Genomic DNA, 1,494 nt, shown 5'->3' with positions numbered 1-1,494 from the left:
TAAGTACCCGCATAACCAAGAGCTGGAATCGTCGACTTCGCGTATTCGTTTACAACATCCATCGCCGGTGCACAAGTACGTGCGCCAATGATCGCCCCGAATAGCAATGCGCGGTTCATCTTCAAAATGTATGCACCAACAAGGTAAGCAATCACAACAGGCACGACACTAACAATAAACGCAAGGCCGATCACCTGTGGGCCAACTTGAGTCAAGTGCTCGAACATCTTGCCACCAGCACTCAAACCGATACCGACCATAAAGAACATTAAACCAAGATCTTTGACCATGTTTAACGCGCCTTGCGGTACGTAGCCGAAAGTAGGGTGGTTGGCTCTAAGGAAGCCTAGTGTAATACCTGACAGCAAAAGGCCTACTGCATTACCTAAGCTAAACGACACTTGACCAAATGTCATGGTCACTAGGCCAAACATAATGCCAAGAATAAAGAAGCTACAGAACGCCAATAAGTCGGCCATTTGGCTGTGGATCGAGATAAAACCGATTTTCTCAGCAAGGCCATGTACACGACTCTTCTCACCACTCACCTGAAGCACATCACCTTTGGCAAGAACAATGTCTAAATCCATTGGCATTTCGATTTGCGCACGAACTACGCGGTTAAGGAAACAACCGAACTCAGACAGGTTCAAATCAGATAGACGTTTGCCGGCAATCGCGTCGCTCTTAACGACAATCTCTTCTTCCACAATACGCAGATCGAGAAGGTTACGGTCGAACACTTCTTTACCGTTGCGGAAGCTTGGGTCCAAACGAGCGTGGCTGTCAGGGAAGCCTACCAGTGCTATTTCATCGCCTTCTTGCAAAATCGCATCACCATCAGGGTGGGCGAGAATACCATTACGGCGAATACGCTCAATGTAACAACCCGTTTGGCGGTAAATACCAAGTTCACGTAAGTTTTTGCCGTCTGTCCAATCGATAAGCTCCGGGCCAACTCGATATGCGCGAATAATAGGTAGATAAACTTTGCGCTGGCTTGAGTTACCAAGGCCACGCTCTTGAGCTATTTGTTGAGCAGAGTCTGAAAGGTTCTGCTTTTGTAACTTTGGTAGCAACTTAGCGAACATGATCATGCTGATCAAACCAATCAGATAAGCCATCGCGTAACCTACGGATAGATTTTCTAATACCAAAGAAAAATCCATATTGCGCGGTATTGTCGCAAGACCAGAGTTCAAAGCATCTTGAGCACCAACTAGAACAGGTGTCGCTGTCAATGCACCGGCCATCATACCGGCAGAAAGACCGAAATCGAGGCCAAAGTAGTGGCTTAAACCGTAAGTTAAGCTCACTGCAGCGACAAGCACGGTCATACTGAGGATGAAGTAGTGTTTACCATCCCTAAAGAAGATGCCAAAAAAGTTAGGTCCAGCTTCTATGCCAACGCAATAGATAAAGAGCATAAAGCCGATGGTTAGCGCTTCAGCGTTAAAGGAAAAGCCTAAATGACCCATGATCAGCGAGGTAATT

At 46.7% G+C, this 1,494-nt stretch carries 1 protein-coding gene; it reads right to left on the bottom strand.

Translation table 11 applies throughout. From position 1 onward, the window contains the following. On the bottom strand, positions 1–1,494 hold a 1,494-nt coding region (locus tag R7P67_RS24125; RefSeq protein ID WP_318086230.1), incomplete at both ends, for an aspartate:alanine antiporter.

This window comes from Vibrio sp. Vb0937 (assembly GCF_033338855.1).
Note: the sequence above shows the minus strand (reverse complement) of the source record. Positions and strands in the feature narration are given on the sequence as shown.